We start from the raw sequence: 7,512 nt of genomic DNA on the forward strand, positions 1-7,512 counted from the left end.
GGGCACCTCCGCGCGGCCGATCACCGGGGACCGCCCGCGGGGCGGGGGCGGGGCGTGCCGGGTGCCGATGTCGCCGGGATAACGCTGGCCGGGGAACTGCGGCTGCCACTCGGTGGTCGGTTCGAGTACCCAGGCCGGGTCGGCCGGGTCGTGCCAGCGGTCGCGGTAGCCGCCGCTCATCGAGGGCCCTCGACGCCGGGCGTGCGGCGCGGCCCGATGCCCGGCTCGCGTCGCTCGCTCACGGCGGTGTCACCTCGTTGGAAATTGTCGTGCCGTTGCCCTCACCTGCCGGTAGAGTCGCCCGACCCGGCATGGCATGGCTGCGGATGGAGGGTAGCGAGGTGGGCTCGGTCGCCGCCACTGTGGCATCGCACACGGACTCAAACGTTATCCTCTGGTTCCGGACATTTAATGCGATATGCCGGTCCGGCTTCCGGCGACACGCCACCTACCGGCAGGCCGCCCTGGCGGGCGTCGTCACCAACACGGTTTTCGGGTTCCTCAGGTGCTACGTGCTGCTCGCCGTGGCCGGTGCGGCGGGCACGGCCGGCGGATACGACCGGGCGCAGCTGGTCACCTTCGTCTGGGTGGGGCAGGGGCTGCTCGCCGTGGTGCTGCTCTGGGGCTGGACGGACCTGGCCGACCGGATCCGCACCGGTGACATCGCCGGCGACCTGCTCCGCCCGGTCCACCCGGTCACCAGCTACCTCGCCACCGACCTGGGCCGCGCCGGGTACGCGGTGCTGGCCCGGATGCTGCCCCCGATCCTGGTCGGGCCGCTCTTCTTCGACGTCCACCTGCCCGCCCGCTGGCCCACCGTGCCGCTCTTCGTCGGCTCGGTGGTGCTCGCGGTGGTGCTCTGTTTCGCCTGCCGTTTCCTGGTCAACGCCACCGCCTACTGGTTGCAGGACGTACGCGGGCCGATGGTCCTGTGGACCCTCGGCTCGGGAGTGCTGGCCGGGCTCTACTTCCCGCTGCGTTTCCTGCCCGAGGAAATCCAGCGGGTCCTGTGGTTCGGCACGCCGTTCCCGAGCCTGTTGCAGACCCCGCTCGACGTGCTGGTCGAGCGGGATCCGCCGGCCACCCAGGCAGGGTTGGTCGCCCTCCAGGCCGGCTGGGTGGTGCTGCTGCTGGCCGGGTGCCGACTGGTGCAGCGTCGGGCCGAGCGGCGGCTGGTGGTGCAGGGTGGCTGAGGCGGGCGGGACGCTGGCCGCGTACCGGGCGCTGCTGGGGGCCCAGGCGCGCGCCCAGACGGCGTACCGGACCTCCTTCGTGATCGACCTGCTGGGCAACGTCGGCGCCACCGTCTTCGACGTGGTCACCGTCCTGGTGCTCTACGGCGTGACCCGGGAGCTGGGCGGCTTCACCCTGCGCGAGACGCTGGTGATGGTCGGGCTCACCGCCTTCGCCTTCGCCGTCGCCGACCTGCTGGTCGGCAACATCGAACGGCTGCCCCGGTACGTGCGCACCGGGCTGTTCGACGCGGTGCTGCTGCGTCCGCTCGGCGCGCTGCCCCAACTGCTGTTGATGGACCTGCCGCTGCGCAAGGTCTCCCGCGGGCTGTTCGGCCTGGCGGTGTGGGTGACGGCGTTGGCCGGCGCCGGCATCGAGTGGACCCCGTCCCGGGTGGCGCTGGCCGTCGTTGCCCCGCTCGCGGCGGTGGTCTTCTTCGGTTCGGTCTTCGTGGCCACCGCCACCGTGTCGTTCTTCTGGGTCGAGTCGGGGGAGTTGGCCAACTCGGTCACCTACGGTGGGCGGGACTTCGCGTCGTACCCGGTCACGGTCTTCGCGGGCTGGTTCCGAGCGGCCTTCGCGTACGGGCTGGGGTTCGCCTTCGTCAGCTACCAGCCGGCGCTGGCGCTGCTCGGCCGCGCCGACCCGCTCGGCCTGCCGGCGTGGGCCGGTTGGGCCGCGCCGGGCGTCGCGCTGGTCGCGCTCGCCGGCGCCAGCCTCACCTGGCGTGTCGGTGTCCGCCACTACCGGAGTACGGGGTCATGAGCCTGGTCATCGACGCGCGGGGCCTGCGCAAGGAGTTCACGGTACGGGTGAAGGCCGGCCGGCTGCGCCGCGAGAGGCGCAGCGTCGTCGCCGTGGACGGCGTCGACCTGCGGATCGAGCGGGGCGAGATGCTCGGCTACATCGGCCCGAACGGCGCCGGCAAGTCCACCACCCTGAAGATGCTCACCGGCGTGCTGACCCCGTCGGCCGGGCAGGCCCGGGTCTGCGGACTGCTCCCGGTGCCCCAGCGGGCCCGGCTGGCGCGCGGCATCGGCGTGGTCTTCGGCCAGCGCTCCCAGCTCTGGTGGGATCTGCCGCTGCGCGACTCGTTCGACCTGCTCCGGCACGTCTACCGGGTGCCGGCCGCCGAGCACGCGGCCCGGCTGCGCCGCTGCCGGGGGCTGCTCGACCTGGACGGCTTCCTCGACATCCCGGTCCGGCAGCTCTCCCTCGGGCAGCGGATGCGCGGCGAGCTGACCGCCGCCCTGCTGCACGGTCCGCAGGTGCTGTTCCTGGACGAGCCGACGATCGGCCTGGACGTGGTGAGCAAGCAGGCGGTCCGGGGCTTCCTCGCCGAGTTGGGTCGGGCCGGTGACACCACGCTGGTGCTCACCACCCACGACCTGGCCGACATCGAGCGGCTGTGCCACCGGCTGGTGGTGATCGACCACGGGCGGGTGGTGCACGACGGCACGATCGCCGAGCTGCACCGCCGGTACGGCTCCCGCCGCCTGGTCGTCGCCGAGTTGGACGCCGCGCTGGTCACGCCGCTGACGCTGCCCGGCGCGCCGCTGCAGCGGGTGGAGGCCGACGGGCGCCGCCTGGTGTACGCGCTGGAGTCGGCGGGCGTGGCGGAGGTGGTCGCCGGGCTGGCCGGGCTGACCACGCTGCGCGACCTTTCGATCCTGGAGCCGGACATCGAGGACGTGGTGGCCCGGCTCTACCGGACGCCGGCCCGCTCGGGCTGACCGTCACGGGCCGCCGCCGGATCGGCGCTCGGGTCAGATCTTGTCGCCGATGTTCACCCGAGGCGCGGGGGCGCGCATCCGGCGGAAGGTGATCGACCGCATGATCGCGTACAGGTAGAGCGACCCCATCCGCTCACCGCTCTGGGGGAACCGCTCCCGCACCAACTTCTTGATCTTGCGCGAGATCAGGATCGAGTCGATCACCACGCCGAGCGCGAGGGCACCCCAGATCAGGTTCGACACCAGCCGGACCACCGGCGGCATCGCCTGGTTGGAGCCGATCAGCACGATCAGCGCGCCGCCGAAGAACCAGGTGCCGACCGTGCGCCGGGAGTCGACCACGTTGCGGGCCAGCAGCCGCTCGGGGCCGCGGTCCCGGGGGCCGCCCTCGCGGCGGAACTCCGCGGCGGCCTCGGCGCGCGCCTTGCGGCGCTGCTCCCGGGCCTCCTCCTTGGTCAGCGGCTTCGCCGACCCGGCGGGGCGGCGACCGGCGCCGGGACGCTTCGGGGTCTGCACCCCGAGCTCCTTCTTGCTGGGCGTGTAGCCCCGGGGACGGTTGGCGGGCGGCTCCTCGGTCACCACCGGGCTGGTGGCGGAGGAGTCGGAGTCGGCGGACTTGCGGCGAAACAGCGACGGCACGAGGTGAAGGGTAGCCAAACGTGGCCGCCCGGTGCACATCACGGTGCACCGGGCGGTCTGGCGGGACGCTTCGGGGGCTACGGGCGCTCGACGTGCGCGCCGAGGCTGGCGAGCTTCGCCTCGAAGTCCTCGTACCCCCGGTTGATCAGGTCGACGCCGTACACCCGGGAGGTGCCCTCGGCGGCGAGCGCCGCGATCAGGTGACTGAAACCGGCCCGCAGGTCGGGGATGACCAGGTCGGCGGCGTGCAGCTTGCTCGGTCCGGCGATCACCGCCGAGTGCTTGAAGTTGCGCCGGCCGAAGCGGCACGGGGTGCCGCCGAGGCAGTCCCGGTAGACCTGGATGTTGGCACCCATGGAGTTCAACGCCTCGGTGTAGCCCAGCCGCTGCTCGTAGACCGTCTCGTGGACGATCGACAGGCCACGCGCCTGGGTCAGTGCCACCACCAGCGGCTGCTGCCAGTCGGTCATGAAGCCCGGGTGCACGTCGGTCTCCAACGCGACGGCGTTCAGTTCGCCGCCCGGGTGCCAGAACCGGATGCCGCCCTCCTGGCCGGCGTCGCCGAGCTTCGGTGGGCGCGAGTCGGTCACCTCGTACGCGCCGCCGACCGAGCGGAAGACGTTCAGGAAGGTCATCATGTCGACCTGCTGCGCGCCGAGCACCTCGACGTGACCGCGGGTGGCCAGCGCCGCCGCCGCCCAGCTGGCGGCCTCGATCCGGTCCGGGATCGGCCGGTGCGTGTAGCCGCTGAGCCGCTTCACGCCCTGGATCTCGATCACCCGGTCGGTGTGCACCTTGATGATCGCGCCCATCTTCTGCAGGATGCAGATCAGGTCGATGATCTCCGGCTCGACCGCGGCGTTGCGCAGCTCGGTCACGCCCTCGGCCATCACCGCGGTCAGCAGCACCTGCTCGGTCGCACCCACACTCGGGTACGGCAGGGCGAACTTCGTGCCGTGCAGCCCGTTCGGAGCCGACAGGTGCAGCCCTTCCGGGGTCTTCTCCACCGTCGCGCCGAACTCCCGCAGCGCCTGCAGGTGGAAGTCGATCGGGCGGGGGCCGATGTGACAGCCGCCCAGGTCCGGGATGAAGGCGTGGCCGAGCCGGTGCAGCAGTGGCCCGCAGAACAGGATCGGAATGCGGCTGGAACCGGCGTGCACGTTGATCTGGTCGGTGCTGGCGCTCTCGACGTTGGACGGGTCGAAGACGAGCTCGCCGTCCTCGTCGCCGTCGCTGACCTTCACCCCGTGCAGGCCGAGCAGGCCGCGTACGACCTCGACGTCACGGATGCGGGGCACGTCGTAGAGCCGGCTGGGGGTGTTGCCCAGCAGGGCGGCGACCATTGCCTTCGAGACGAGGTTCTTCGCGCCGCGCACGCGGATCCGCCCTTCCAGCGGAGTGCCTCCGTGTACGACCAGGACGTCGTTGGTCAACGCAACCTCCAGCGCGTCGGGTGGTGCCGGTGTCGAGGGATCGGGCCCGCTGGCCGAGCGCCGGTCGGCTGTCCAGCTACCCGCATCGGGATGGGCGTGAAACGGCCCGTGAATGTTCGCCCCGGCAGCATAGCCCTCGGTGACGAGAATGGAATCGGTCACATCACCAACGATGGCACGAACCGGTGCTTCCGGTGCGTATCCGTGTCAACGATATGACCGTGGGTGATTATCCGGCGGTGGGTGGCGGCGTGTCGGCACCCGGCAGCGCGAGCATCTGGTCCAGCGCCACCCGGGCGTGGTGTGCGGTGTCCGGGTCGACGGTGATCTGGTTCACCACCCGGCCGGCCACCAGCTCCTCCAGAGCCCACACCAGGTGCGGCAGGTCGATCCGGTTCATCGTGGAGCAGTAGCAGACCGCCCGGTCGAGGAACATGATCTGCTTGTCCGGGTGAGCCAGCGCCAGCCGGCGGACCAGGTTCAGCTCGGTGCCCACCGCCCACGCCGAGCCGGCCGGTGCCGCCTCGATGGTCTTGATGATGTACTCCGTCGAGCCGACGAAGTCGGCGGCGGTGACCACCTCGTGCCGGCACTCCGGATGCACCAGCACGTTGACGCCGGGCACCCGCTCACGCACGTCGTTGACGCTGTCGAGGGTGAACCGGCCGTGCACCGAGCAGTGCCCCCGCCAGAGGATCATCTTCGCGTCGCGCAGTTGCTGCGGGGTCAGCCCGCCGCCCGGCTTGTGCGGGTCGTAGAGCACGCAGTCGTCCAGCGAGAGGCCCATCTCCAGCACCGCGGTGTTGCGGCCCAGGTGCTGGTCGGGCAGGAAGAGCACCTTCGTGCCCTGCTGGTACGCCCAGTCCAGGGCCCGCCTCGCGTTCGACGAGGTGCAGACCACACCGCCGTTGCGTCCGACGAAGCCCTTGATGTCCGCCGAGGAGTTCATGTACGTCACCGGGACGGTGTCGGCCGCGATGCCCAGCTCGGTCAGCACGTCCCAGGCGGTTTCGACCTGCGACAGCACCGCCATGTCCGCCATCGAGCAACCGGCGGCCAGGTCCGGCAGGATCACCTTCTGGCTGTCGGAGGTGAGGATGTCGGCGCTCTCGGCCATGAAGTGCACGCCGCAGAAGACGATGTACTCCGCGTCCGGTCGGGCGGCGGCCTCCCGGGCCAGCTTGAACGAGTCGCCGGTCACGTCGGCGAACTGGATCACCTCGTCGCGCTGGTAGTGGTGACCCAGCACGAACACGGTGCTGCCGAGCGCAGCCTTCGCCGCAGCCGCCCGGGCCACCAGGTCGGGGTCGCTCGGCGCGGGCAGATCACCCGGACACTCCACGCCACGTTCGGTGGCGGGGTCGCTGCCGCGGCCGAGGAGCAGCAGCGCAGTGGCGGTGTTGGAGGGCTCAACCCAGGTCGAAGTCACGCCTCCCATGGTCCCACAGGGTGGCCGGCCCGCATCCGCCACCGGTGTGGCCTGCCACACTGCCAGCCATGCGCGTGCTGCTTTGTCCCGACAAGTTCGCCGGCACCCTGGCGGCGCACGAGGTCGCCGCCGCCGTCGCCGACGGCTGGCGCGAGGTCGCCACCGGCGACGACCTGCTGATCCGGCCTCTCGCCGACGGTGGGCCGGGCTTTGTCGCGGTGCTGGCCGACGCGCTCGGTGGCCGTCGGATCCCGGTGCCGACCCTCGACCCGCTGGGTCGGCCCGTCGAGGGTGAGATTCTGCTCACCGACGACGGAACCGCCTATCTGGAGAGCGCCCAGGCATGCGGGCTGCACCTGCTCTCCGCCGCCGAACGCGACCCGAAAACCACCACCTCGTACGGGCTGGGGACGCTGGTCGCCGCGGCGGTGGAGCACGGGGCCCGCACGGTGGTGGTCGGGCTGGGCGGCTCCGGCACCAATGACGGCGGCGCCGGCCTGCTCACCGCGCTCGGCGCCACCGGCCTCGACGACACCGGCCGGGCCCTGCCGTACGGCGGGGCGGCGCTGGCCGGCGTCGCTGCGCTCGACGGCGCGCCGCGGCTGCGCGGGGCCACCCTGGTCGCCGCCACCGACGTCGACAATCCGCTGCTCGGGCTGCACGGTGCCAGCAACGTGTACGGCCCGCAGAAGGGCGCCACCCGCGCGGACGTGCTGCTGCTCGACGCCGCGCTGGAGCGTTGGGCCGCGGTGCTGGAGAAGGACCTGCCCGGCTGCCCGCCCGGGTTGGGCACGTTGCCCGGCGGCGGCGCGGCCGGCGGGCTCGGCGCGGCGATCCTCGCCCTCGGCGGGCGCTGTGAGTCCGGCATCGACCTGGTCACCCGGGCGATCGGGCTGGACGCCGCCCTCGACGCCGCCGACCTGGTGATCACCGGGGAGGGCTCCTTCGACCACCAGTCGCTGCGCGGCAAGGTTGTCGCCGGGGTCGCCGGCGCGGCCCGGGACCGCGGGGTGCCCTGTGTGGTGGTGGCGGGGCGGGTGAGCAC

General features: G+C 72.2%; 8 protein-coding genes. 4 read left to right on the forward strand and 4 right to left on the reverse strand.

Features of this window, described 5'->3' with window-relative positions; all coding sequences use genetic code 11:
• On the reverse strand, positions 1-180 hold a 180-nt coding region (locus E1166_RS28040; protein WP_132342901.1), incomplete at its 3' end, for a hypothetical protein.
• Positions 181-341: 161 nt separating this feature from the next.
• On the opposite strand from E1166_RS28040, the gene E1166_RS28045 reads away from it, so the two are divergent.
• The 3 genes from E1166_RS28045 to E1166_RS28055 are packed head-to-tail and all read left to right on the forward strand — an operon-like array spanning position 342 to position 2,966.
• Positions 342-1,193 (forward strand): ABC-2 family transporter protein, encoded by an 852-nt coding sequence (locus E1166_RS28045; protein WP_132342907.1) that lies wholly within the window; start codon positions 342-344, stop codon positions 1,191-1,193.
• The gene (locus E1166_RS28050; RefSeq protein ID WP_132342902.1) at positions 1,186-1,998 is read left to right on the forward strand and encodes an ABC-2 family transporter protein; all 813 of its coding nucleotides are present in this window, start codon (positions 1,186-1,188) and stop codon (positions 1,996-1,998) included. The genes E1166_RS28045 and E1166_RS28050 overlap by 8 nt, the downstream gene beginning before the upstream one ends.
• A complete protein-coding gene (locus E1166_RS28055) occupies positions 1,995-2,966 on the forward strand; it encodes an ATP-binding cassette domain-containing protein (RefSeq protein ID WP_132342903.1) in 972 nt (323 codons plus the stop codon). Before E1166_RS28050 ends, E1166_RS28055 begins: the two co-directional genes overlap by 4 nt.
• A gap of 33 nt (positions 2,967-2,999) precedes the next feature.
• On the opposite strand, the gene E1166_RS28060 is transcribed toward E1166_RS28055, so the two are convergent.
• From E1166_RS28060 to nadA, 3 genes are all read right to left on the reverse strand, one after another.
• Positions 3,000-3,605 carry a DUF3043 domain-containing protein gene (locus E1166_RS28060; RefSeq protein ID WP_243710562.1) on the reverse strand — a complete coding sequence of 202 codons (606 nt, stop codon included), beginning with the start codon at positions 3,603-3,605 and terminating at the stop codon, positions 3,000-3,002.
• Between the two features lie 77 nt (positions 3,606-3,682).
• Positions 3,683-5,038 (reverse strand): UDP-N-acetylglucosamine 1-carboxyvinyltransferase, encoded by a 1,356-nt coding sequence (murA, locus tag E1166_RS28065; RefSeq protein WP_132270692.1) that lies wholly within the window; start codon positions 5,036-5,038, stop codon positions 3,683-3,685.
• 229 nt (positions 5,039-5,267) lie between these two features.
• The gene (gene nadA, locus E1166_RS28070) at positions 5,268-6,467 is read right to left on the reverse strand and encodes a quinolinate synthase NadA (RefSeq protein ID WP_132342905.1); all 1,200 of its coding nucleotides are present in this window, start codon (positions 6,465-6,467) and stop codon (positions 5,268-5,270) included.
• A 68-nt stretch (positions 6,468-6,535) separates the two neighbouring features.
• Between nadA and E1166_RS28075 the strand changes: the two genes are divergently transcribed.
• The coding region (locus E1166_RS28075) for a glycerate kinase (protein WP_132342906.1) at positions 6,536-7,512 on the forward strand (977 nt) is incomplete at its 3' end.

It is taken from the genome of Micromonospora sp. KC213 (assembly GCF_004348325.1).
Lineage (GTDB): Bacteria > Actinomycetota > Actinomycetes > Mycobacteriales > Micromonosporaceae > Micromonospora.